Source organism: Paramagnetospirillum kuznetsovii (assembly GCF_003284725.1).
GTDB lineage: Bacteria > Pseudomonadota > Alphaproteobacteria > Rhodospirillales > Magnetospirillaceae > Phaeospirillum > Phaeospirillum kuznetsovii.
Window position 1 is genome coordinate 284,181 of record NZ_PGTO01000001.1, and the last position, 24,081, is coordinate 308,261.

The following is a 24,081-nucleotide window of genomic DNA, read 5'->3' on the forward strand; positions in this document are numbered from 1 at the left end:
AGCAATGGATCGCGCATCATAGCCTTGACCGGAGCGGTTGGCTGTCCCCAAACTCGCGCCCCCGCGTGAAATTTTTTAGGACGCCCGCCATGACCCAGTCCGTGCCCCCCAATCCCGTGCCGATCGGCATCGTCACCATTTCCGACCGCGCCAGCCAGGGCGTCTACGAGGACAAGGGCGGCCCCGCCATCCATGCCGAGCTGACCCGCTTCCTGTCGACGCCGTGGCGGCCGGTGGCCCGCGTCATCGCCGACGAGCAGGCGGTGATCGAGGCGACCTTGACGGAACTGGCCGATGTGGAGGGCTGCGCCCTGATCGTGACCACCGGCGGAACCGGCCCGGCGCCCCGCGACGTGACCCCCGAGGCCACCGAGGCGGTGTGCCAGAAAATGATGCCGGGCTTCGGCGAGCTGATGCGCACCGAAAGCCTGAAGGTGGTGCCCACCGCCATCCTGTCGCGCCAGACCGCCGGGATCCGGGGCCAAAGCCTGATCGTCAATCTGCCGGGCAAGCCGTCCGCCATCGCCGATTGCCTGGTGGCGGTGATGCCCGCCATTCCCTATTGCATCGACCTGATCGGCGGGGCCTTCATCGACACCGATCCGGCGGTGTGCAAGGCCTTCCGCCCCAAGGCGAAGTAGGCTTGACGGGGCTCAAGGCGCCAGTGGGGGCGGGCGGCTTTGATGCGGGCAACCGAAGGAGCCCCGCGCCATGACCATCCAGACCCCCATTCTCGCCAGGACCGAGCTGCTTGATCTGATCCATGAGGCGGTCGCCGCCCATGCCAATGTGGTGCAGGTTCGGCTGGACGCCGACAAGGCGGTGGTGGAGACCCTGGCCGCCGGGCGTGTCGCCGCCAGCCGCGACTGGTCCCTCGACCATTGCCCCCAGGCTTTGGCCTCTGCTTTCGCCCTGTGCGACGGTCCCGACGATTATCAATACGGCAGCTCGCGCAGCGGCCGCATGACCGGCGAGAAGGCGGAACTGCCCAAGGGTGTCACCATGGTCTTCGTGCAATTCTTTCCGCCTCGCGACGGCCAGCGCCATCTGGTGGCGCGCATCACCTACGATTCCGATACCTGCTGCGGCACCTGCGGGGGGTAATGCCGTTCGTTATTTGACGTGACCCGTCCGGCGGGCGAGACGCCCGCGCTCCCAATGGTGCGCTATTTTCGGAGCGCGGCCGTCCCGGCCGCTTTCCACGCGAGTCACTTCATTGGTCAAGCGCCTTAGGCTACTTCTTGACCACGAAGGGGGGAACCCGGCCGAACAGGGCTTCCAGCATGACCAGTTCCTCGTCGGTATGGTTGGCCATCTGATATTTTTCCATCACCGGGCCGTTGGGGCCGGGACGGACGATCCTCGGCGTTTCGTGATGGTGGTTGTTCACCTCCTCGCTTAGCTGGGGGGCACCAACGGGCGTCATCACGGCGCGGCCGTAGCAGACGCACATATTCATGGAGTCCGGCCCGCTCTCCAGATAGGCGGCGGTACCCCGGATGCTCACATTGGCATGGGGGGTCTTCAGGGCGATCTCCTTCTTGCCGAAGACGGCGAGGACACGACCGCTTTCCAGGTCCATCTCGCGGGTCATGCCGCCGCCTTCCATCTCGCGCATGGCGTCGCGGATGACCACCTGGCTGTTGGGCCGCAGCAGGAAGCCGTCGTCGCCCACCACGAAGATGGCCTCGCCGTCCGTGCCGGTGGAAACCCGGTCGCCAAGCGCCACCGGCGTTCCCACTTCGGCCGCGATGCCGTTGATCATGACCAGCCCCTTGCTTTTGTGAAGCGCGCTGTCCGGCAGGCCCGGCGTGGTGGATTGCATGGCTTGCGCCGGTCCGCCGCGCCACAGGCTTGCCGCCACGCCCGCCAGGACGAGGCGGCCCAGCCAGATCCGGCGGGCCCAATTCACCTTGGTGCGAAATGTCATGGCGATTTCCGATTCACCAGCCAGATGCCGACGCTGACCAGCAGCATGGCGAGGCCCAGCATGGGGGTTATGCGCTCGCCCAGCAAGAGCGCTCCGAACAGCATGCCGAACAGCGGCGTCAGGAACGAGAAGGCCGACAGCTTGGTGGCGGGATAGCGGGTGATCAGCCAGAACCACGCCAGATAGGAGGCGAAGGCGACGCCGATGGTCTGGAAGGCGAACAAGGCCCAGGTCAGCGGGGTGGGATCGGTGAAGCCCGTCTCGCCCAGTGCCAGCGAGGCCAGCGGCAGGGCCACGGCCGAGACCGCCAGCTGATAGAACAGCGTTTTGTTGGCGCTGATCGCGGCGAGGCGTGATTTGCGCACCAACACGGTGGTGGCGCCCCAAGCCAAGGCCGCGCCCAAAAGCATGGCATCGCCGATCCATTGGCGGCCGGTGGGTAGCGTCAGGGTCTCGCCGAAGGCGGCGATGATGCCGCAAAAGGCGGCGACCAGCCCCAGGGTCTGGGCGCGGTTCAGCCGTTCGGCGGGAACCAGGACATGCATGCCCACGGCCACCACGAAGGGCGCGGTATAGAGGAAGACCACGGCGCGCGATGCCGGGGTATAGGTCAGCCCCCAGAAGATCAGGGCGAATTCAGCAGCGAACATGAGCCCCGCCGCCAGACCGCGCCACAAGGTGCCGTCCCGCTCGAACAGGGGAATTCCCCGCCATGCGGACCACAGCCACAGCAGCGGCGCCGCACCGGCCGAGCGTAACCCCGCCTGAAGGACCGGCGAAATCCCGGCATTGGCCAGCTTGGCCGCCACTTGATTGAGGCCCCAGACGGCGCACAGCCCCACCATCAGGGTCATGGCCAGGGTGTCGAGATGGGTGTGGCGTTGGGTCATGGGGCAGATGCGGCCGGGACGGCCGCGCTCCGGGCTGGCTTGTCTTGGAGCGCGGGCGACCTCGCCCGCATGCTTACGCCACCTCCAGATCGAAGGCGGCGGCCATCAGCGCCTTGGTATAGGCGGTCTGGGGGCTATGGAACAGGGCGTCGGCGGGGCCGGCCTCGACCACCTTGCCGTCCTTCATCACCATCAGCTGGTCGGCCAGGGCGCGCACCACCCGCAGATCGTGGCTGATGAACAGATAGGCGATGGCATGCCGCGCCTGGATATCGCGCAGCAGATCGACGATCTGGGCCTGGACCGAGACGTCCAGCGCACTGGTGGGTTCGTCGAGGACGATGAATTTGGGCTTCAGCACCAGGGCGCGGGCGATGGCGATGCGCTGGCGCTGGCCGCCGGAGAATTCGTGGGGATAGCGATGGCGCGCGGCGGGGTCCAGACCGACCTCCTCCAGGGCGGCGACGATGGCGGCGTCGCGCTCGCCGGGGCCGGTGGCGAGGCCGTGCACCTCCAACCCCTCGCCGACGATCTCGCCCACCGACATGCGGGGCGACAGCGAACCATAGGGGTCTTGGAACACCATCTGCATCTCGCGGCGCAGCGGCCGCAGTGCCCCGGCCGACAGGGATTGGATGGCGGTGTCGCCGAACACGATGGCGCCCTCGCTGCCCAGCAGGCGCAACAGCGCCAGCCCCAGGGTGGTCTTGCCGGATCCGGATTCGCCCACCACTCCGATGGTGCGGCCGCGCCGCACCGCCAGGCTGACGCCGTCCACCGCCTTGATATGGCCGATGGTCTTGTGGAAGAGACCGCCCTTGATGGGGAACCAGACCTTCAGGTCTTCCGTCGCCATCACCACCGGCCCGTCCGCCTCGGCATGGGCGGGGCGGCCCTTGGGCTCGGCCGCCAGCAGGCGCTGGGTATAGGGATGGGCGGGGGCGTCGAACACCCGGGCCACCGCACCGGATTCGACGATCGCGCCCTGGCTCATGACACAGACCCGGTCGGCCATCTTGCGCACGATGCCCAGGTCGTGGGTGATGAACAGCATGGCCATGCCGAAACGGGCCTGCAAATCCTTGAGAAGCTTCAGGATCTGCGCCTGGATGGTGACGTCGAGGGCGGTGGTGGGCTCGTCGGCGATCAGGATATCGGGGGTGTTGGCGAGCGCCATGGCGATCATCACCCGCTGGCGCTGGCCGCCCGACAGTTCGTGGGGCAGGGCGTCCAGCCGCTGGGCGGCGTTGGGGATGCCCACCAGATGCAGCAGCTCCAGCACCCGGGCCTTGAGCGCGGCTCCGCGCAGTCCTTCGTGGATCTCCAAGACCTCGCCCACCTGCTTCTCGATGGAGTGCAAGGGGTTCAGCGAGGTCATGGGCTCCTGGAACACCATGGCGACGCGGGCGCCGCGCACACGGCGCAGCACCGGCTCGGGGGCGCCCACCAGCTCGACTCCCTCCAAGGCGATGCTTCCCCGCGGATGATGGGCGCGGGGATAGGGCAGCAATTGCAGGATGGACAGCGCGGTGACCGACTTGCCGGAGCCGGATTCGCCCACCAAAGCCAGGGTCTCGCCCCTGGCCAGGGTGAAGGAGACGCCCTTGACCGCGTCCACGGGTCCAAAGCTGACCGCGAGGTCGTCGACGACCAGGAGGGGTGCGTTGTTTTCCATCATGTGGTTTTCCTGGGGTCGAAGGCGTCGCGCACCGCCTCGCCGACGAAGACCAGCAGCGACAGCAGGGTGGCGACCACGATGAAGCCGGTCAGGCCCAGCCAGGGGGCTTGCAGGTTGTCCTTGCCCTGGCGCAGCAGGTCGCCCAGCGAGGCCGAGCCCGGCGGCAGGCCGAGCCCGAGGAAATCCAGGGCGGTCAGCGACACGATGGAGGAGTTGAGGATGAAAGGCATGAAGGTCAGGGTCGCCACCATGGCGTTGGGCAGCACATGGCGGAGCATGATGCGGGAATCGCTCATGCCCAGGGTGCGCGCCGCCCGCACATAGTCGAAATTCCGCGCGCGCAGGAATTCGGCGCGCACCACGCCCACCAGATTGGTCCACGAGAACGCCACCAGCACCAGCAGCAGGCTCCAGAAGCCCGGCTTGATGATGGAGGCGATGATGATCAGGATCAGCAGTTCCGGCAAGCCGCCCCAGATTTCCAGGAAGCGCTGGAACAAAAGGTCGGTCTTGCCGCCGAAATAGCCCTGCACCGCCCCGGCGGCGACGCCGATCACCGTGCTGACCAGGGTCAGCGCCAGACCGAAGGCGATGGACAGCCGCAGCCCGTAGATCAGCCGCGCCAGCACGTCGCGGCCCTGATCGTCGGTGCCCAGCCAGTTGGCGGCCGATGGCGGCGCCGGATGGGGCCGGGTGCTGTCGTAATTGATGGCCTTGTAGTCGAAGCGGATCGGTGGCCAGACGGCCCAGCCGTGCTCGGCGATCTTGCCCAGGATGTAGGGGTCGCGGTAGTCGGCATAGGTCTTGAAGTCGCCGCCGAAGGTCACTTCCGGGTAGTTCTTCACGATGGGCGAATAGAGCGCGCCGTCATAGCGGATCAGGATGGGCCGGTCGTTGGCCACCAGTTCGGCCGCCAGGGTCAGTATGAAGACGGCCAGGAAGATCCACAGCGACCAGACGCCACGGCGGTTGCGGCGAAAGGCGTCCAGACGGCGTTGGTCCAGCGGCGTCAGGCGCATGGAGCCCTCCATCTTTCGCCGTGCCTGCGGACTCGACGGGCTTGAACCACGAAGGCGCGAAGGCACGAAGGAGTCGTGAAGACGACGGAGGTGACGGCTCCGGTGGAAGCGGAATGGTCGGCGTTCCTTCCTCCCTCTTCGTGTCTTCGTGCCTTCGTGGTGAAATCCATCGTCTGGACCAGCACAAGCGCGGAGGATCTTGAGAGAATCATCCCCCCCTCCCTTCGAAGTCGATGCGGGGATCGACCCAGTGATAGGTGAGGTCGCTGACCAGATTGAGCACCAGGCCCAGCAGGGAAAAGGCGTAGAGGGTGCCGAACATCACCGGATAGTCGCGGTTGCTGACCGCCTCGAATCCCAGCAGGCCGATGCCGTCCAGCGAGAAGATGATCTCCACCAGCACGGAACCGGTAAACAGGATGCCCACCAGGGCGCGGGGGAAACCGGCGACGATCAGCAGCATGGCGTTGCGGAAGATGTGACCGTAGAGCACGCGGGACTCGCTCAATCCCTTGGCCCGGGCGGTGACCACGTATTGCTTGTTGATCTCTTCCAGGAAGGAGTTCTTGGTCAGCATGGTAAGGGAAGCGAAGCCGCCCACCACCAGGGCGGTGACCGGCAGGGCCAGATGCCAGGCGTAATCAAGCGCCCGCGCCCCCAAAGACGCGCCCTCCATGCCCGAACTGGTCAGTCCGCGCAGCGGAAACCACGCCAGATACTGGCCGCCCGCGAAGACAACGATCAGGGCGATGGCGAACAGGAAGCCGGGCACCGCATAACCGATGATCACCGCCCAGCTCGTGGCGATATCCAGCGTCGATCCGTCGTGGCGCGCCTTATGGATGCCGAGCGGGATGGAGACCAGATAGATGATCAGGGTGCTCCACAGCCCCAGCGAGATGGAGACCGGCATCTTCTCCATCACCAGACCCACCACCGAGACATCACGGTAGAAGCTCTTTCCGAAATCGAAACGAATATATTGGCCCAGCATCTGAAGGAAGCGCTCGTGGGCGGGCTTGTCGAAGCCGAACTGGCGCTCGATCTCCTTGATGAAGGTGGGGTCGAGCCCCTGGGCGCCGCGATAGGCGCCCTGATTGCCCTGGTTGGAATTGGCGCGGGCAACCTTGGGGGCGGCGGTCTCGCCGCCAGCCCCGGAAATGCGGGCGGCGGCATCCACGTTGGTGCCCTGCAGCTTGGAGATCATCAGCTCCACCGGCCCGCCGGGGGCGAACTGCACCACGGCGAAATTGACCAGCATGATGCCCAGCAGGGTCAGCGGGATCAGCATCAGACGGCGCAGCGCATAGGCGATCATGGCTTGACCCACCAGGTCAGGAACTGGGTGCCGTTGGACGGCGAGACCTTGGGGCGGCCGAATTTGTCCCACCAGACAAGCCGGTCGGTGCCCAGATGCCAGTGAGGAATGACGTAGTGCCCCCATAGCAGCGCCCGGTCCAGGGCGCGGGTACGCGCCACCAGGGCATCGCGGTCGGGTGCGCTGATCACCTGATCGATCAGGGCGTCGATGGCGGGTGACTTGATGCCGGCCAGATTCTGGCCGCCGGGCTGGTCGGCGGACTCGGAACCCCAGAAACTGGCCTGCTCATTGCCCGGCGACTGGGACTGGCCCCAGACATGGACAATCATATCGAAATCATAATGATCAAGCCGGTTCTTGTATTGGGCGGTGTCCACCGTGCGCACATTGGCCTCGATGCCCAGCCGCGCCAGGGCGCGGGCGAAGGGCAGGGTGATGCGTTCCCACACCGGCTGGACCAGCAGGATCTCGAAGACGAAGGGTTGGCCGTCCTTGACCAGCTTACCGTCCACCACGTCCCAACCGGCCTCTTCCAGCAGTTTCATGGCGGCGCGCAGATTGGGACGGATATTGCCCTCGCCGTCGGTCATCGGCGGCCGGTAGGCCTCGGTGAAGACCTCGGGCGGCAGTTGGGCGCGCAAGGGCTCCAGCACCGCCAATTCCAGCGGACCCGGCAGGCCCTCGGCGGCCAGTTCCGAATTGGCGAAATAGCTGGCGGTGCGCTTGTACTGGCCATAGAACAGGGTCTTGTTGGACCATTCGAAATCGAAGGCATAGGCCAAGGCGCGCCGCACCCGCACGTCCTGGAACAGCGGGCGGCGCAGATTATAGGCATAGCCCTGCATGCCCGCCGGTCGGCGGTGGGGAATGGCCTCCTGCCTGCCCCGGCCGTCCTTCAATCCCTGCCAGTCCTTGTAGCCGGTGGCCCATTTGCGGGCCTCGTTCTCCAGGCGCCAGTCGTATTCGCCCGCCTTGAACGCCTCCAGCGCCACCGTGGTGTCGCGATAGGAATCGTAACGGATACGGTCGAAATTGTTCATGCCCCGGCGCACCGGCAGATCGGCGCCCCAATAGTCCTTCACCCGCTCATAGGTAATGCTCCGTTGGGTCTCGAACGTGGCGATCTTGTAGGGGCCGCTGCCCAGCGGCGGCTCCAGGGTGGTCAAGCCGAAGTCGCGGCCCTGCCAGTAATGTTTGGGCAGGATGGGCAGCTGGCCGATGATCAACGGCAATTCGCGGTTGTCGCCCGGCTTGAAGGAGAATTTCACCCGCCGCTCGGCCAGTTTTTCCACCTTGTCCACCGCCGCGTAATAGAAGCGGTAGCGGGGATGGCCCTTGGCCTTCAGGATCTCGAACGAGAACACCACATCGTCGGCGGTGATGGGCTTGCGGTCATGCCAGCGGGCCTGGGGCCGCAAGGTGTAGATCACCCAGGAGCGGTCGGCGGGAGTCTCCACGGTTTCGGCGATCAGCCCGTATTCGGAAAAGGGTTCGTCGGCGGAACCGGTCAGCAGGGTCTCGAACGGCAGGTCGGACCCGGCGGCGGCCTCGCCCTTGACGATGAAGGGGTTGAGCGAGTCCCAGCCGCCGATCTCGGCGAGGCGCACCTCGCCACCCTTGGGGGCGTCGGGGTTCACATAGTCGAAATGCTTGAACCCGGCGGGATATTTCAAGGCGCCGTGCATGGCCAGCCCATGCCCGGTCTCGGCCAGGGCCGGAAGGCTGAACAGCAGGCAGAAGATGAAAAGTAGGGCATGCATCACGTCGGAGTGTGGCGGGAACCGCGGCCGGGGGCAAGGGGCGGTGTTCCATCTCGCGATTCAGCGGATTTTCATTGCGCCTTGCCCGCGCTATAATGAAAAAGGGGAATGGGCTCTGGTCCGGGGAGAGGTAAAGAGTGCGCAAGATGGTCTCCAAGAAGATTGGGGCCTCTCGGTGGCGGCTGGTCGCCCTGCTGCTCTTCATCAACGCCGCGATCCTTGCCCTCGTTTGGCTCTCTTTGGATTCCAGCTACCGCCAATACGTCGATCGGGCAGCGGCGACGTCACGCAATACCAACCGCCTCGTCTCCCAAAGCATCGCTGGCGATATCGATCTGGTCGACATGGCCCTGCGCGCCGTGGTCGAAGAGGCCGAGCGCCTGCGTGGCGCCCGGGAGAGTCTGGACTCGCGGAGTCTGGACCCCTTCCTGACCCGCCTTCAGGCGCGCCTGCCCATGGCCGACGGCCTGCGCTTAACCGACAGGGACGGAATAACGATCGCGGGCTCTGGCGGCGTGGCGCCGGGCATCAGCATTTCCGACCGCGACTATTTCCGCCGGTTGCGCGAGGACGCGAAATCGGGGCTGGTCATCTCCGCGCCGGTCCTGGGGCGCATCAGCGGCAAATGGGTGCTGATCTTCGCCCGCCGCCTGACTCTCGCCGACGGCGGTTTCGGTGGGGTGGCATATGCGGCGGTGACCATCGAGTGGTTCGAGCGGAAGTTCAATGATCTGGAGGTCGGCCCCAAGGGCACCGTGGTCATGCGCGGCGACGCCAGCCGGAATTTCGACCTGCTGGCCCGTTTCCCCCATGCCGGATTCGTCGGCCAGACCACGGTGTCGGACACCTTCAGGGCACGGATCACCGCCAACCCCCAGGGCGGCACCTATGAGGCCTCGGCGGGGGCCGACAATATCCACCGTACCTTCTCGTATCGGCCCATCGCCGACTATCCGCTGATCACCCTGGTGGGCATGGCCACCGAGGATTATCTCGGCGAATGGCGGCACGAAGCCATCAAGGTCGGGGCGCTGGCCGCCGCCTTTATTCTTGTCACCACCCTGGGCGGACTCGGCATGCTGAGGGCTTGGCGGGACTTGGAGAATCGCACCGAGGAGCTGGGGCGCTCCAACGCCGATCTGGAACAGTTCGCCTATGTGGCGTCCCACGATCTCCAGACCCCGCTGCGCAATATCGCGGGCTATGCCCAATTGCTGGCGCGCCGCTACAAGGGTCGTCTGGACAGCGACGCCGACGAGTTCATCGATTATATCGTCGGCGGGGCCAAGCATATGGCGGCCATGATTCCCGACCTGCTGGATTATGCCCGCGTCTCGACCAGCCCGCCGGAACTGGGGCCGGTGGATCTCAACCGGGTGCTGGATGCCGTCCTCGCCAGGCTGGGCCCCGACATCAAGGCGGTGGAGGCGCAAATCAAGGCCGCCACCCTGCCGGTCATCCTGGGCGAGGAACGCCAGGCCGAAAGCCTGCTGCAAAACCTGATCGAGAACGCCCTGACCTACCGCAATCCCGACCACGCCCCCCATATCGAGGTCGACGCCCAGACCGATGACGACGGCTTCTGGCGCATCACCGTCCGCGACGACGGCATCGGCATCGAGCCCAGCTATTTCGACAAGATCTTCATCATCTTCCAGCGGCTGGAACCCATGAAGTTCCCCGGTGGCACCGGCATCGGCCTCGCCTTGTGCCGCCGCATCGTCGATCGCTTCGGCGGCACCATCTGGGTGGAATCGGAACCGGGCCGGGGTGCCTCGTTCTTCTTCACCCTGCGCGCCGCTTCGGCCGTGACGACCTGATCCCCCACGAAAAAGCCCCCTCCCGTCGCCGGGAGAGGGCTATGTCGGCTACGGATTTTAGTAGCGGTAGGTATCGGGCTTGAAGGGGCCTGCCACCGCCACGCCGATATAGTCGGACTGCTTCTTGTTGAGCGTGGTCAGCTTGACGCCCAGCTTGGCGAGATGCAGCGCCGCCACCTTCTCGTCGAGATGCTTGGGCAGCACATAGACCTTGCGCTCGTACTTGCCGGGATTGCAGAAGATGTCCAGCTGCGCCAGCACCTGATTGGTGAAGGACGCGCTCATGACGAAGCTGGGATGGCCGGTGGCGCAGCCCAGATTCACCAGACGGCCCTCGGCCAGCAGGATGATGCGCTTGCCGTCGGGGAACTCGACCTCGTCCACCTGCGGCTTGACGTTGTGCCACTTGAAGTTCTTCAGGCCCGCAACCTGTATTTCGCTATCGAAATGACCGATATTGCAGACGATGGCGCGGTCCTTCATGGCCCGCATGTGATCGACGGTGATCACGTCCACATTGCCGGTGGTGGTCACGAAGATGTCACCGCGCGGCGCGGCCTCTTCCATGGTGGTGACCTCATAGCCTTCCATGGCGGCCTGCAGGGCGCAGATGGGGTCGATCTCGGTGACGATGACGCGCACGCCCTGGGAGGCCAGCGATTCGGCCGAGCCCTTGCCCACGTCGCCGAAACCGGCGACCACGGCGACCTTGCCGGCCATCATGACGTCGGTGGCGCGGCGGATGCCGTCCACCAGGGACTCGCGGCAGCCATACTTGTTGTCGAACTTGGACTTGGTGACCGAGTCGTTGACGTTGATGGCGGGCCACAGCAGGGTGCCCTTCTTCTCCATCTCGTAGAGACGGTGCACGCCGGTGGTGGTTTCCTCGGTCACGCCCTTAATGGAGGTGCCATTGCGGGTGTAGAAGGTCTTGTCGGTTTCCAGCTTCTTCTTGATGGAGGCGAACAGGACTTCCTCTTCCTCGCAGGTGGGGTTGGCGAGGACCGAGAGATCCTTCTCGGCGCGCATACCCAGATGGATCAGCAGGGTGGCGTCACCGCCGTCGTCCAGGATCATGTTGGGGCAACCGCCGTCGGCCCATTCGAAGATGCGGTGGGTGTAATCCCAATACTCCACCAGGCTCTCGCCCTTATAGGCGAAGACCGGGATACCGGCGGCGGCGATGGCGGCGGCGGCGTGGTCCTGGGTCGAATAGATGTTGCACGACGCCCAGCGGATGTCGGCGCCCAGCGCCTTCAAGGTCTCGATCAGCACGCCGGTCTGGATGGTCATGTGGAGCGAACCGGCGATGCGCGCGCCCTTCAGCGGCTGCTTGGGGCCGAATTCCTCGCGGATGGACATCAGGCCGGGCATCTCGATCTCGGCGATGGTCAGTTCCTTGCGGCCCCAATCGGCCAGCTTGATATCGGCAACGTGAAAGTCGGTCATGATCGCCCCTTAGGCAATGAATGGCGTTTGGCAGGGTGCTGTGTAACAGCCTGTCGCGCAAAACGCAACATGATATAAAGATATCTTTATGTGGGCATGAGGTTTGCAATTTGACTTTGATAGGGCAGCGCCCCAAATTCCTCTAATGAGAGGAAGACAAGATGCTTGTTTTGATCGATGAGAGTGGCTGTTCCGGATTTAAGCTCGAAACTGGATCTACAAAAATTTTTGTCGTGGCGATGGTGGTTTTCACAGATTTTATCGAAGCGGAAAAGACAAGTGCCGCCATTGCGGAGCTGCGCAACAAGCAAAAAGTGAAGCCAGAGTTTAAATTTTCAAAATCATGTGACAATGTAAGAGATCATTTTTTCGACGAAATAACTAGGCATAACTTTACCGTCAGAGCACTTGTCGTTAAGAAAAATATAATTCATTCTAGACGGTTAGTTACAGACTCTGCAAGCTTCTATAATTATTTTGTAAGGTCTCTTATGAGCCACGATGGTGGGCGCCTTGAGCACGCTCGCATAAAAATTGATGGATCAGGCGACAAGGAATTTCGGCTTGCGCTTGATGCTTATCTGCGCAAGCAAATTGAACCTGGGAAAATCCACAGCATTCGTTTCGCGGATTCTCGCCGGGATAATTTGGTTCAACTCGCCGATATGTGTGCCGGAGCGATCGCACGATCCTATAACAGTGAAACCCGCGGCAACGCGGACCGCTGGCGGGCCAAGCTCAGGCCGAGAATAGAAAATATTTGGGAATTCAAATGAAGGGCGCTCCCGCGGTCTAGTCTGGGGACCAGACAAGCACACCCTACGGAGACGATTCGATCCGCAGGAGCTATGTGGATCCAGCCTACGAATATTCCACAGCCTTGTCAAGCAACAAGAACAAACAGGGAATCACCCATCGATCTTGAACCCATCCACCAGGGCGGCGATGCGGCCGCCGTCGTTTTCTTCCATGATCTGGCGGGCCAGCGCGGTGACGGCGGCGAGATCGATGCCGCGCACCTGGCTCTTGACCACGGGAACATTGGAGGTGGCCATGGACAATTCCCGGATGCCCAGGCCCAGCAGCAAGGCGGTATAGCGGGGGTCGCCCGCCATCTCGCCGCAGACGCAGACCGGGATGCGGGCCCGCGTCGCCGCCTGGACGGAGAACTGGATCAGGCGCAGCACCGCCGGGTGCAGCGGGTTGAACAGATGGGCCACCGCTTCATCCGAGCGGTCGATGGCCAGGGTGTACTGGGTCAGGTCATTGGTGCCGATGGCGAAGAAATCCGCGTGCCAAGCGATGGAATCCGCCGATAGGGCGGCGCCTGGGATCTCGATCATGGCGCCCAGCGGCGGCAGGGGATCGGCCAGGACGACATCTTTCTTGCGCAGCCTGCGGATGACCCGGTTCATGACCTCGCGGGTGGCGCGCAGTTCGCCCACCGTGGCGATCATGGGAATCAGGATGCGGATCGGCCCATGGGCGGAGGCGCGCAGAATGGCGGCCAGTTGGGCTTCCAGCAGATCTTGGCGGGCCAGCCCCAGACGGATGGCGCGCAGGCCCAGGGCCGGGTTGGGACCGATGGCGCAGCCCAGGGCCGGGGCCAGCTTGTCGCCGCCCGCATCGAAGGTGCGGATCGTGACGGTGCGGCCGCCCATGCGTTCGACCACGCCGCGCAGAATGGCGTATTGCTCGTCTTCCGACGGCATGTCGGGGCGGTTCATGAACATGAACTCCGAGCGCAGCAGGCCGATGCCCTCGGCGCCCGATTCCAGGACGGCCCCCACCTCGTTGGGCAGTTCCATATTGGCCTGCAGCGAGATGCGGGTGCCGTCGCGGGTGACGGCGGGCACCTCCTTCAGGCGGCCCAATCGCCGCCGGGTCTTGAGGAAGGCGGCCTTTTCCCGGCGATAGAAGGCCAGGGTCTCGGGCAGCGGATTGACCACCACCAGGCCGTTGGAGCCGTCGATGATGGCCGTCTCGCCGCCCTTTATGCGCCCCAGCAAATCGGCGATGCCCAGCACCGAGGGCAGGCTCAGCGAACGGGCCATGATGGCGGTATGGCTTTCGGCGCCGCCCACCACGGTGGCGAGCCCGGCCACGGTGGTCGGGTTCAGCAAGGCGGTGTCCGCCGGGGTCATTTCCTCGGCGAAGATGACCGCGTTCCTGGGCAGGGCGGTGAAGGGCCGGTAATCGGCATTGGTGAGGTTGCGCAGCAGGCGGCGCCCGATATCGCGGATATCGGCGACGCGAGCGGCCAGATAGGCGTCGTCCATGGCCTCGAAGCCGCGCACGATGTCGTTGATTTCCTGCTGGACGGCGGCCTCGGCGTTGATGCGCTCGCCTCGGATGCGGGCCTCGACACCCCGGATCAGGCGCGAGCCGTGCAGCATCTGGCGATAGGCATCCAGCAGATAGCCCAATTCCTCGCCAGCGGAACCGCCCAGCTCGCCCGCCTTGGCCTGCAGCAGCTCCACCTGCCGGATGGCCTCGCTCGCCGAGGCCTGGAAGCGGCTGCATTCGGCATCCAGCCCGTTGGCGGCAAGGCGACGCTCGCGCACCACGATGGTGCCGGAATCATGGAGATAGACGGTGCCGATGGCGACGCCGCGCGAGACCCCCAACCCGTCGAGAACGATCTCTCCCCGGCTCTGCCCGGAACAGGTCCGGTGGCCGTGGGGATGGTTCTGTCTATGGCCGGCGCGGGAGGTCAATGGTCACCTCGGCATGGTCAAAACAGCGCTACGCTCAGTCTTCGTCGAATTTGCGGTCAACCAGATCGCATAGGGCGTCCAGCGCCTCGACCGCCTGGGTGCCGCTGGCCTTCAATTCGATGCAACAGCCGGGCGCCGCCGCCAGCATCATCAGGCCCATGATGGACAGACCCGAAACCTCGGTGCCGCGATGGCCGACCAATATCTGGGCGTCGAAGGTGGCGGCCAGCTTGACGAATTTGGCCGCGGCGCGGGCATGCAGGCCGCGGCGGTTGGCGATGGTGGCGTCACGGCGCAGGCCGCCGTCATCCATATGGTCGGGTTGGGGATGGGCGTCCGTGCTCATTTGCGGTCCTGGGTCAATAGCTTGGAGGCCACGTTGATGTATTTGCGCCCCGCCTCCTGGGCGCTGGCCACCGCGTCGGCCAGGGGCTCGGTATGGCGCACGCTGGCCAGCTTGATCAGCATGGGCAGGTTGACGCCCGCGATCACCTCGACCTTGGCCTTGTCCATGATGGAGATGGCCAGATTGGACGGCGTGCCGCCGAACATGTCGGTCAGCACCACCACGCCCGAACCGTCGTCGCATTTGGCGACGCTGGCCAGGATGTCGTTGCGCCGCTGCTCCATGTCGTCGTCCGGCCCGATACAGACGGACCCGACGCTGGGTTGCGGCCCGACCACATGTTCAAGCGCGGCGACGAGTTCATCGGCGAGCCGCCCATGGGTCACGAGAACCAGTCCGATCATCTCAATCCCCTCATCATGATCCCCCTTCGTCGAGTTCGCGGTGGCGCAACTCGACGCGGCTGCCGTGCTCCCTCAGCCAGCCTGCGATGCGCTCGGCGATGGCGACGGACCGGTGGCGGCCGCCGGTGCAACCGAAGGCGATGGTCAGATAGCTCTTACCCTCGGCGGCGAAACGCGGCAACAACGGTTCTAACAAATGGGTCACGGAGTCCATGAAATTCGCGAAGGCGGGATCGGCGGCCACGTAATCGGCCACCGCCTGATCCTTGCCGGTCAGCGGCTTCAGCTCGGCGACATAATGCGGATTGGCGAGAAAACGGGCGTCCAGCACCAGATCCGCCTCGCGCGGCAATCCATTACGATAAGCAAACGATGTCACGAAGACCACCAGACCACGGTCGCCCTCCAGTCCGAAATGGCCGGTCAGCACCCGCTTGAACTCGCCCGGCGGCTGGCTGGTGGTGTCGATCAGCAGGTCGGCGCGGGCCCGCAGGGGAGAGACCAGGGTGCGTTCGTGGTGAATTCCGTCCAGCAGTGGCCGGTCGGCCGCCAGCGGGTGACGTCGCCGCGTCTCGGTGAAGCGGCGGCACAGCACGTCGTCGTCGCAATCAAGGAACAGCAGCCGCACATCCAGGCCGCGTTCCGCCATCAGCCGGTCGATGGCCGCCAAAACCGATTCGACCCCGAAATCACGGGTGCGGATATCGACGCCGATGGCGAGCGGGCGCGGCACCCCCTCGCCGGGGCGGACCAGACTGCCCACCAGCGACAGCGGCAGATTGTCCACCGCCTCCCAGCCGAGATCCTCCAGCGCCTTCAGCGCCAGGGTCTTGCCTGCGCCCGACATCCCGGTGACGATAACCAAGCGGTTGCCGCCGCCGACGGAAGCGGCCGGAATCCGGTCAGGCCTCGAAGTGGTGCGATCAGTCTTCACGAAGACATTATATCCCGCTTTGCCGAAGCCACCGCAAGGCGAACCTTCGCTGCCGCCGAGACCTGGAAGGGGGCAAGGTCGAGGCGCGGAAGCGCCACCCCGAGAAAGTGGGCATAGGCCGGTTCGGGCAGGCGTTCGATACGGCTTTCGTCCACCAGATCCACCACCAGCGCCAGCGGCGCCCAGGATCGCGGCACGACCTTGACGATCCCAAGCCCCCGGACTTCCAGCAATCCGGCGATGGTGTCGGGAGCGCGGGCGACGATCTGGTCATCTTGCAACGACAATTCGGTCTGGTCGTCGGCCACCAATTGGGCGCCGCCATCCAACAGGCGCAGTGCCAGATCGGACTTGCCGCTGCCCGAGGGGCCGCGAATCAGCACTCCCTGGCCGGTGATCTCAACCGTGGTGGCATGGACGAGAAGCATGGAAAAAGCGTGGCGGCGCGCGGCGCCGGTGTCAATCAGTTCCTGGGGTAGTCCAGGGCAACCGGGCTGACTTTGGACCTGACGGACTCCTTGCTCCGACCATGGATCACCGCTTTCGCGGGGATGACGAGAGGAGGGGCGGCACCGTCGATCAGTTCTTGCCCGACGTCTTGCCCGACTGGGGATCCTGGCCGAGATAGCGCGGCCATTCGCCCGAGGCCACCGCCTCCAGGGTATCCGAGCCTTGGCCCAGGCGGCTCTGATAGACCCAATAGCTGCTCATCACCCGCTGGACGAAGACGCGGGTTTCCCGCGACGGCAGGCTTTCGGTGAACAGCAGCGGATCGTCGCCGTGGCGGATATTTTGCAGCCAGCGTCCCAGATTGCCGGGTCCGGCGTTATAGGCGGCGGCCATCATCATGACATTGCCGTTGACCGGCTCGTCGGCCAGCAGCCGGGCGACATAGCGTTGCCCCAGGCCAAGATTGACTTCCGGATTGCTCAGCCTGTCGCGGGCCAGTCTGCCGCCGGCGACGGAAGCCGCGGTGGACGGCATCAACTGCATCAGGCCGACGGCGCCAGCGCCGCTGCGTGCCGTGGGATTGAACGAGGATTCCTGACGGACCAGGGCATAGACCAGCGCCTTGTCGATCTGCCAGCCGCCCTGGGGCGTCCAGTCGGGCACCGGGAAGGCGGCGGCGTCGTGGACGCGCCCGTTCTCGCGGGGCAGCGAGCCGCCCAGCCGCACCGCCAAGGCGGGCATCCGGCCCGCATAGGCCAGCGCCAGCATGGACTGGCGCAGCGCCTTGCTGGCGTTGGGGTAGAGGCGGCGCAGCTCGTCCTCGGCGGTCTGGGCGTCGCCCAGTTGCAGCAGGGCAAGGGCGCGCCGGGCACCGGCCACCCGCATCAGCAGCTCGGTGTCGCCCTCGGTGAAGGGCGGGGTTTCCCACGAGAATTGGGTCTGATAGCCCAGCTCGGCGCGGGCCAGCATGCCGTAGAAGGTGCGCGAATAGGTCGAGGCCACTTCCAGCCAGTGATTGACCGCTTCCGGCCGCTTGACCACCAGATTGGCGCGGGCGGCCCAGAAGGCTCCGGCGGAGGCGAGCCAGTCCTGGCCCTCGGGGGCATTGGCGGTGGCCTCGAAATGACGGCGCGCCTGTTCGGGCTTGCCCATGCGCCACAGGGCGAGGCCGCTGATCCAATGGGCGGCGGTCAGCTGATCGCCCGAGCGTTCGGCCGAGGCGGAGGCCAAGGCGGCGGCGGGCTCGTCGCGGCCGCCCGCGAAATGATCGGCCGCCACCATCAACCGCAGCCGGTCGAATTCCAGCGCCGTCATGGCCTGGGCCTCGGGGCTGGCCAACATGGCTTCGGCCCTGGCGCTCTCGTCGTCGCGCAGCGCCTGGCGCAGCTTGGCCTTGAAGGCGCGGACCCTGGTCGACGAATCCTCGGCGTTGAAGGCGACTTCTTCCCACATGGCGCCATCGGCCTCGGTGTCGATACCGGTGCCCTTGAGGGTGCCGCGCTGTGGCGCGCGCAGGCCCTTGGCCCCCTTGGCCGAGGCCGCCAGCTTGTAGACCGCTTCCGCCTGGGGCAGGTCGGAATAATCGGCCAGCCAGGCCTTCAATTCCTGGAATTTCGCCTTGGAGCCCGAGGCCAGCAGGCGTTGCGCCAGCACATGGCCCTTCAACAGCTCGTCCTTGACCTTGCCCAGCTCGCGGTCGGCGGCGGCGGTCTGGCCCTGGGACTGAAGATGGAGAACCCGCTTGTACACTTCGAGATCGGAGGCCGACAGCGGCTTGGGAAGTGCTGCGACATGGGCCTCGCGATTGGAACCGGGCAGGAGGGCGGCGGTCATCTGACCGTCGGCGGCGGCCACTTGCACCGCGGCGCCGCGCGGCGCGTCGCCCGCCAGGGCGGGGGATGTCGTTGCCAGGACGGCCAGCAGGGCGGCCGGAAGGAGTCTGTCGCGCAAAGCCATTCTCCCGCCTGGGGTTATCGACAAAACCAATCACGGTCCCCGGTTTTATAAATGACCTGAGGTTCCCGGGGCAACCAAAAAACATCCCCCTGTTACAAAAAAGTTTTGTAAATACAATATAAAACAATGAGTTATGGAGAGTCATCTAAGCCAATCTGGCATCAAAACCCCGTAAGGTTCATAATGTGGCAATGATCGTCTCCGCCAGTTATCGCACCGATATTCCCGCCTTCTACGGACGCTGGTTCATGAACCGGTATCGGGAGGGCTGGGCCAAGGCGGTCAATCCCTATGGCGGCCGCGTCTCCACCATCCCTTTGCGGGTGGGGGTGGACGGCTTCGTGTTCTGGACCCGCAACGTCGCTTCCTTCCTGGATGGGCTGGCGGAGATCCGGCGCGGCGGCACCCCGTTCGTCGTCCAGTACACCGTCACCGGCTATCCCCGAGTCCTCGAACCCTCGGTGGTGGAGGCCGAGCGTTCGCTGGCCATGATCCGTCATCTGGCCAAGATCTTTGGGCCGCGCGCGGTGGTGTGGCGCTATGATCCCATTCTCGCGACCTCGCTGACGCCCGCGTCCTGGCATCGGGACACTTTCGCCCGACTGGCAGAGCGGCTGGAAGGCGCGGTGGACGAGGTCTCGGTGTCCTTCGCCAATATCTACCGCAAGACCGGGCGCAATCTGGCCGCCGCCGCCCGCGCCCACGGCTTCACCTGGAGCGATCCCGACCCCGAGGAGCGCCGAAGCCTGATCCATGGTCTCAGTGAATTGGCCGCCCAACACGGTATCACGCTGACCGTCTGCGCCCAGACGGACTCCCTGGCCGGTGCCGCCCTGCCGTCGCGCTGTGTCGATGCCAGACGGCTGGAAGACGTGGCCGCCGCCTGGGGCCTGCCCCGACCGGTTGTCGCCAAGGAGAAGGGCAACCGCCCCGGCTGCCTGTGCCACGAAAGCCGCGATATCGGCGATTACGACACCTGCCCCCATGGCTGTGTCTATTGCTATGCCGTCTCCACCCGAGGGCGGGCCAAGCGGCGTTACGCGGCCCATGACCCGGATTCGGAATTCCTCTTCGCACCGACCGGGCCTGCCGAGGAGGCGGGGCCACAGACCCAAATGTTCATGAAGAGTTGAAGACTCTCGTGGACTCCGGCTTGACCATCACGGGGCGGAACATCACATAACCACTTGTGAAAGGTGCGTTTTTGCGGCGCACAAATATTTGTGCATTGCAATAAAACCGAGATGGTCAAGGGCCTGATACCAATGCAAGTCTGTCAAATCTTTCGTTTATGCTGTAGGGTGACTCTTATGACGTCATCAGGATGGGCGACATCCTCTAGACTAGGGGGGCATCATGGGATCGAGCGTGGTTTCACCTACCCCTGACCGCAGCCAGTTGCGCGACGTGGCACGCCGCGCCGTCATTCATGCCGCCAATATGATGAACGTAAATCCCCGTTCGCTGTTCGCCGACAACGCGGAACCCCCCTTGGACGAGGTCATGGGAGATCCCATGGTCCGCGATCTGATGGCGCGCGACGGCGTCGCCGAGGATTCCCTGCGCGTGCTGATCGACAGCGTCCGCATCCGCCTGCGCTAAGGTTTCAACACCCATGAAAAAGCCCCCGCGAGGGGGCTTTTTTGTTATCGGCGCGATGACGGCGGGCTGAGCGGTTCCGACCGGATGCCGCCCGACGGCGCCGAGCGCGGCATGGGCGAGGAGTCGTAGCCGCCGCCGGATGTGATGCCGGGATCGGACTGCTTGGGGGCGACGGTGACCGAGACGGTGGTGCCGTAGACGGTGCGGCGCTCCACCTGGACGGTGGCGGCGCGGTCGCCGCGCAGATAGGTCAGCACGCTGGTCTCCGAGGTCACGCTCATCATGGGCTGCCAGCCGAAATTGGGCATCTGCGACTGGTAGAAGGCGGTGACCTCGTTGGCGGAATTGGACAGCGTCATCACCACCCGGCCGGTCCAGCGGTCGCGGTCGGACAGGATCAGCGAGCGGTCGTTGTCCATGGTGGCGCCGGTGGGAATGGGGATATCGGTCACCAGCTGGAAATTGGCGGGCTGGTCCGACGCCGCGCTGGAATTGGCGGGCAGCATGGTGCCGCGCGAACAGGCGGCCAGCGCCAGACCGGCGATCACGGGAAGGGCAAACCGGAAGAGCTGCGGCATCATGGGTCAGAAAATACTGTGAAGCCGACGGGCGAACAAGGGAATGTTCAGATTAGGGGTGTCGGCCCCAAGGGATAGCGTTCCAGCACGTCATATTCGGGGCCGTCGCGATGGAGCACGCTGCGGAACAAGGCGAAGTCCGAGATCGGTGTTCGCGCCCGGAACACCGGAGCCTCGGAAATGAAGGATTGCAGGCGGGCCGGATCGGCCTCCTTCAACCGCGCCAGACTCACATGGGGGGAGAAGCGGCGCGGTTCCGGCTTGCACCCGGCCCGGACCACCGCGCCGTCGACCAGGCGGGCCAGCAGGCCCAGCGGCTCCGACGTCTCCACACCCAGCCATAGGGTATGGGCGCGGCGGCTGTCGCCGAACAGGCCCAGCCCGGTCAGGGTCAGGTCGAATCCGGGAACGTCCAACCGGGCCAATCCGTAGTGGATCTCCTCGGCGGTGTCCTCGTCCACCTCGCCGATGAAGCGGAGCGTCAGATGCAGATTGCGGGCGGGCACCCAGCGGGCGCCGGGCAGGCCGACGCCCAGCGCGGCGATGCGCTCGTCCAACGCGGGCGGCAGGTCCAGGCCGACAAACAGCCGGATCATTTATAGAGCCCCTCAATCGCCGGGCGGGCGCTTCCAGCGCCCTTGGCTTTCGCGCCATGTGGCGCGGCGCGCGTTGCGCTTGCCTCCGAACGCATATCTGCGTTCGTCGGATTCATTCGTCCCCTCCGGGAATGACCGTCAGCACGCCGGTGAAGCCGTAGAGCCGGTCGCGGCTGATTTCGCCATTGGCGAAGAAGCCGAGCAGCGGGAACTCGCCCAAGGTCTCGCGCAGCAGGGCGGCCTCGGCGCCCTCCTCGCCGAACATGTGGGCGCCGCGCCCGGTGCACGACACATAGATGCCTGCGCGGATGGGGCGGTTGCCCAGCCGGGCCTTGATATCGGCCAGCATGCGCTTCAGATCGGCCTGGGCGGAATTGGCGTCGCGGCGCACGAAGATCAGCGGATCGCCCACATCGGGGCGGTCGCCCATGGCGATCCAGCCATGGGTGGGGTCGATGCCGATCAGGGTCCGCACCTGATAGTCGGGCGTGTCGGAATCGGTCACCGGCAGGCCCACATGGATATATCCGGCGATGCGCCGCAGGTCGCGGGCCAGCAATTCGCCCACATCCTGCTTCAGCACCTCCAGGGCCGGGCGGTCGTCCAATCGCATCACCACGCCGTCCCAGACCTCGGTGACGGTGTGGACCGGTCCGATGGGGCTGCAGCCCTGGGTCATGCCGGTCAGCGCCGGGATGCCGGACTCCAGCAGGATGCCGCTCAATCCCCCCGCCATGACCTGATCGGCCAGTTGGGCGGGCGGACCGCTGGCCGACAGCAGGCCGCCCGCCAGGAAGCCGGCACAAGCGGCCAGATCCTCCACCGAATCCATCAGGCCGGGATCGCGGGGGTCGCCGTGGACCAGACCGAGGCTGGGAAAGTGCTCCTTGGGCCAAGTTCCCCAATCGCCGCCGAACACGTGGAAAAGTTCGGGCGGCAGATGGCCGACCATCACGCCGAGGGCGCCGCCGGTGCCGGGGAAATCGCCCCGATATTCCGATCCGTCGACGAAAATTCCGGGCGCCACGCCGCCCACCCAATGCGCGATGCGGGTGGTCTCGCGCAGGAAGGTGAGGATGGACGACAGATCGGCGGAAAAGCCCTCGTTGGCGTAAAGGAAGCCCAGATTGGCGGCGGCGGGGGCGTTCCCCAGTCCGTCGAGGCAGGCCTTGGCCGCCAGGCCCCAATGACTGGCGCGGGCGTGCGCGGTGGTGAAGGGAGCATCACTCATGGCTTTTTCTCCGGCCGGGCGCGGCGGTCCAGAAGGGTGCGGACCGAGGGCAGGATGCGTTGGACGATGACGTCCACCCCCTTGGCGGCGGGATGCAGGCCGTCGGCCAGATTGAGGCGGGCATCGCCAGCGATCCCATCCAGGAAGAAGGGGTAGAACACCACGTCGTGATCCGAGGCCAGCCGAGCGAAGGCCGTCTTGAACTCGGCCTGATAGGCGGGACCGTAATTGGCGGGCGCCAGCATGCCAGCCAGCAGGACGCCGATGCGGTCCTGCTTCAGCCGCTTGAGGATGGCGTCCAGATTGGCGCGCATCAATTGGGGGTCGAGACCGCGCAATCCGTCATTGGCGCCCAGCTCGACGATGGCCAGATCGGGCTTTTCCGCCAAGGCCCAGCCCAGCCGCGCCAGACCGCCCGCCGTGGTATCGCCCGAAACACCGGCATTGATGACGCGGACGTCGCGGCCCTCGGCGCGGAGCGCCGCCTCGAGGCGGGCGGGAAAGGCCTCCTCCGCCTTGAGGCCGAAACCGGCGGTCAGCGAGTCCCCCAAGGCCAGAATTCGGACCGGCGCGGCCATGGCGTCCCCTATGATGGCGTTGACAAGCAGCAGCACTGCCCCATATCGCAGAACGACCCTGAAGAGGAATTCCATGCAGCCCAGCCCTCTCGTCCCCGAGCCCCTCGTCCGATTGGAGGCGCTCCATCTCAAATTGGCGAGCTTGGCGGGCGAGGTCAATGTCCTACGCGGCGTCGATTTGACCGTCGGTGTCGGCGAGACCCTCGGCGTGGTCGGTCCCTCGGGGTCGGGCAAGTCCACCTTGCTGATGATCATGGGCGGGCTGGAACGGCCCAGCTCGGGCCGCGTCGTGGTGGCCGGCCGCGATCTGGCCGGTCTCGACGAGGACGGACTGGCCCGCTTTCGCCGCGACAGCGTGGGCATCGTCTTCCAGAGCTTTCACTTGATTCCAGCCATGACGGCGCTGGAAAACGTGGCGGTGCCGCTGGAACTGGCCGGTCGCGCCGATGCCTTCGAAGCGGCGGAAGAAGAACTGGCCGGGGTCGGTCTCGGCCACCGGCTGCACCACTATCCCGGCCAATTGTCGGGTGGCGAGCAGCAGCGGGTCGCCCTGGCGCGCGCCTTCGTGGCGCGGCCCCGGCTGTTGCTGGCCGACGAGCCCACCGGCAATCTGGACGGCGCCACCGGCCGCGCCGTGATGGATCTGCTGTTCCGCCTTCACCGGGATTACGGCACCACCTTGGTGCTGGTCACCCATGACGACGGCCTGGCCGGTCGCTGCGGTCGGCTGGTCCGGGTGGAGGATGGGCGGGTCGGGGATGGGCGGGTGGCGACGTGAGCGACAACACATCATCTCGTCACCCCCGCGAAAGCGGGGGTCCA

The 24,081-nt window shown here is 65.4% G+C and carries 24 protein-coding genes; 7 read left to right on the forward strand and 17 right to left on the reverse strand.

Annotated features, from left to right (window positions below; translation table 11 throughout):
* Positions 1 to 89: 89 nt before the first annotated feature.
* Both mog and CU669_RS01335 read left to right on the forward strand, forming a co-directional pair.
* On the forward strand, positions 90 to 641 hold the full coding sequence (gene mog / locus CU669_RS01330) for a molybdopterin adenylyltransferase (protein ID WP_112141997.1): 552 nt from the start codon (positions 90 to 92) through the stop codon (positions 639 to 641).
* 70 nt (positions 642 to 711) lie between these two features.
* On the forward strand, positions 712 to 1,104 hold the full coding sequence (locus CU669_RS01335; protein WP_112141998.1) for a hypothetical protein: 393 nt from the start codon (positions 712 to 714) through the stop codon (positions 1,102 to 1,104).
* A gap of 130 nt (positions 1,105 to 1,234) precedes the next feature.
* On the opposite strand, the gene CU669_RS01340 is transcribed toward CU669_RS01335, so the two are convergent.
* The 6 genes from CU669_RS01340 to CU669_RS01365 form a co-directional block, all read right to left on the reverse strand.
* The gene (locus tag CU669_RS01340; protein ID WP_112141999.1) at positions 1,235 to 1,930 is read right to left on the reverse strand and encodes a FecR family protein; all 696 of its coding nucleotides are present in this window, start codon (positions 1,928 to 1,930) and stop codon (positions 1,235 to 1,237) included.
* Entirely contained in the window at positions 1,927 to 2,820 is an 894-nt protein-coding gene (locus CU669_RS01345) for a DMT family transporter (RefSeq protein ID WP_112142000.1), read from the reverse strand. Before CU669_RS01345 ends, CU669_RS01340 begins: the two co-directional genes overlap by 4 nt.
* A 73-nt stretch (positions 2,821 to 2,893) precedes the next feature.
* Positions 2,894 to 4,495 carry an ABC transporter ATP-binding protein gene (locus CU669_RS21960; RefSeq protein WP_112142238.1) on the reverse strand — a complete coding sequence of 534 codons (1,602 nt, stop codon included), beginning with the start codon at positions 4,493 to 4,495 and terminating at the stop codon, positions 2,894 to 2,896.
* Positions 4,495 to 5,517, reverse strand: a complete 1,023-nt coding sequence (locus CU669_RS01355) for an ABC transporter permease (protein ID WP_112142239.1) — start codon at positions 5,515 to 5,517, stop codon at positions 4,495 to 4,497. The genes CU669_RS21960 and CU669_RS01355 overlap by 1 nt, the downstream gene beginning before the upstream one ends.
* Positions 5,518 to 5,725: 208 nt before the next feature.
* The gene (locus tag CU669_RS01360) at positions 5,726 to 6,835 is read right to left on the reverse strand and encodes a microcin C ABC transporter permease YejB (protein ID WP_112142001.1); all 1,110 of its coding nucleotides are present in this window, start codon (positions 6,833 to 6,835) and stop codon (positions 5,726 to 5,728) included.
* Positions 6,832 to 8,598 carry an extracellular solute-binding protein gene (locus CU669_RS01365; protein WP_112142002.1) on the reverse strand — a complete coding sequence of 589 codons (1,767 nt, stop codon included), beginning with the start codon at positions 8,596 to 8,598 and terminating at the stop codon, positions 6,832 to 6,834. Before CU669_RS01365 ends, CU669_RS01360 begins: the two co-directional genes overlap by 4 nt.
* 146 nt (positions 8,599 to 8,744) lie before the next feature.
* On the opposite strand from CU669_RS01365, the gene CU669_RS01370 reads away from it, so the two are divergent.
* Complete coding sequence (locus CU669_RS01370) at positions 8,745 to 10,418, forward strand: sensor histidine kinase (protein ID WP_112142240.1); 1,674 nt, start codon at positions 8,745 to 8,747, stop codon at positions 10,416 to 10,418.
* 57 nt (positions 10,419 to 10,475) lie between these two features.
* Here the strand turns inward: CU669_RS01370 and ahcY are convergent, their stop codons facing one another.
* Positions 10,476 to 11,867, reverse strand: coding sequence for an adenosylhomocysteinase (gene ahcY / locus CU669_RS01375; RefSeq protein ID WP_112142003.1), 1,392 nt, complete (start codon positions 11,865 to 11,867; stop codon positions 10,476 to 10,478).
* Positions 11,868 to 12,028: 161 nt separating this feature from the next.
* Here ahcY and CU669_RS01380 point away from each other — a divergent pair, with 161 nt between their 5' ends.
* On the forward strand, positions 12,029 to 12,643 hold the full coding sequence (locus CU669_RS01380) for a DUF3800 domain-containing protein (RefSeq protein ID WP_112142004.1): 615 nt from the start codon (positions 12,029 to 12,031) through the stop codon (positions 12,641 to 12,643).
* A 132-nt stretch (positions 12,644 to 12,775) separates the two neighbouring features.
* On the opposite strand, the gene ptsP is transcribed toward CU669_RS01380, so the two are convergent.
* The 6 genes from ptsP to CU669_RS01410 all read right to left on the reverse strand — a co-directional run bounded on the left by ptsP (position 12,776) and on the right by CU669_RS01410 (position 18,668).
* Entirely contained in the window at positions 12,776 to 14,584 is a 1,809-nt protein-coding gene (gene ptsP / locus CU669_RS01385; protein ID WP_112142005.1) for a phosphoenolpyruvate--protein phosphotransferase, read from the reverse strand.
* A gap of 34 nt (positions 14,585 to 14,618) precedes the next feature.
* Positions 14,619 to 14,930: an HPr family phosphocarrier protein gene (locus CU669_RS01390; RefSeq protein ID WP_407671526.1), complete on the reverse strand. Its 312-nt coding sequence runs from the start codon at positions 14,928 to 14,930 to the stop codon at positions 14,619 to 14,621.
* The gene (locus tag CU669_RS01395) at positions 14,927 to 15,334 is read right to left on the reverse strand and encodes a PTS sugar transporter subunit IIA (RefSeq protein ID WP_112142006.1); all 408 of its coding nucleotides are present in this window, start codon (positions 15,332 to 15,334) and stop codon (positions 14,927 to 14,929) included. Before CU669_RS01395 ends, CU669_RS01390 begins: the two co-directional genes overlap by 4 nt.
* A gap of 13 nt (positions 15,335 to 15,347) precedes the next feature.
* Complete coding sequence (gene rapZ, locus CU669_RS01400; protein ID WP_239988466.1) at positions 15,348 to 16,268, reverse strand: RNase adapter RapZ; 921 nt, start codon at positions 16,266 to 16,268, stop codon at positions 15,348 to 15,350.
* Positions 16,265 to 16,696, reverse strand: a complete 432-nt coding sequence (locus CU669_RS01405; protein WP_112142007.1) for an HPr kinase/phosphorylase — start codon at positions 16,694 to 16,696, stop codon at positions 16,265 to 16,267. Before CU669_RS01405 ends, rapZ begins: the two co-directional genes overlap by 4 nt.
* Before the next feature lie 151 nt (positions 16,697 to 16,847).
* Positions 16,848 to 18,668 (reverse strand): lytic transglycosylase domain-containing protein, encoded by a 1,821-nt coding sequence (locus CU669_RS01410; protein WP_112142243.1) that lies wholly within the window; start codon positions 18,666 to 18,668, stop codon positions 16,848 to 16,850.
* 197 nt (positions 18,669 to 18,865) lie between these two features.
* On the opposite strand from CU669_RS01410, the gene CU669_RS01415 reads away from it, so the two are divergent.
* The gene (locus tag CU669_RS01415; protein WP_112142008.1) at positions 18,866 to 19,807 is read left to right on the forward strand and encodes a DUF1848 domain-containing protein; all 942 of its coding nucleotides are present in this window, start codon (positions 18,866 to 18,868) and stop codon (positions 19,805 to 19,807) included.
* A gap of 223 nt (positions 19,808 to 20,030) precedes the next feature.
* Positions 20,031 to 20,276 carry a hypothetical protein gene (locus tag CU669_RS01420; RefSeq protein ID WP_146747637.1) on the forward strand — a complete coding sequence of 82 codons (246 nt, stop codon included), beginning with the start codon at positions 20,031 to 20,033 and terminating at the stop codon, positions 20,274 to 20,276.
* Between the two features lie 44 nt (positions 20,277 to 20,320).
* Here the strand turns inward: CU669_RS01420 and CU669_RS01425 are convergent, their stop codons facing one another.
* The 4 genes from CU669_RS01425 to CU669_RS01440 form a co-directional block, all read right to left on the reverse strand.
* Positions 20,321 to 20,857, reverse strand: a complete 537-nt coding sequence (locus CU669_RS01425) for a hypothetical protein (RefSeq protein WP_239988467.1) — start codon at positions 20,855 to 20,857, stop codon at positions 20,321 to 20,323.
* Between the two features lie 44 nt (positions 20,858 to 20,901).
* Complete coding sequence (gene thpR / locus CU669_RS01430) at positions 20,902 to 21,450, reverse strand: RNA 2',3'-cyclic phosphodiesterase (protein WP_112142010.1); 549 nt, start codon at positions 21,448 to 21,450, stop codon at positions 20,902 to 20,904.
* Between the two features lie 112 nt (positions 21,451 to 21,562).
* Positions 21,563 to 22,681, reverse strand: coding sequence for an FIST signal transduction protein (locus CU669_RS01435; RefSeq protein ID WP_112142011.1), 1,119 nt, complete (start codon positions 22,679 to 22,681; stop codon positions 21,563 to 21,565).
* Positions 22,678 to 23,259, reverse strand: coding sequence for an arylesterase (locus CU669_RS01440; protein ID WP_239988468.1), 582 nt, complete (start codon positions 23,257 to 23,259; stop codon positions 22,678 to 22,680). Before CU669_RS01440 ends, CU669_RS01435 begins: the two co-directional genes overlap by 4 nt.
* Positions 23,260 to 23,332: 73 nt before the next feature.
* Between CU669_RS01440 and CU669_RS01445 the strand changes: the two genes are divergently transcribed.
* The gene (locus CU669_RS01445; protein WP_112142013.1) at positions 23,333 to 24,037 is read left to right on the forward strand and encodes an ABC transporter ATP-binding protein; all 705 of its coding nucleotides are present in this window, start codon (positions 23,333 to 23,335) and stop codon (positions 24,035 to 24,037) included.
* Positions 24,038 to 24,081: the final 44 nt, after the last annotated feature.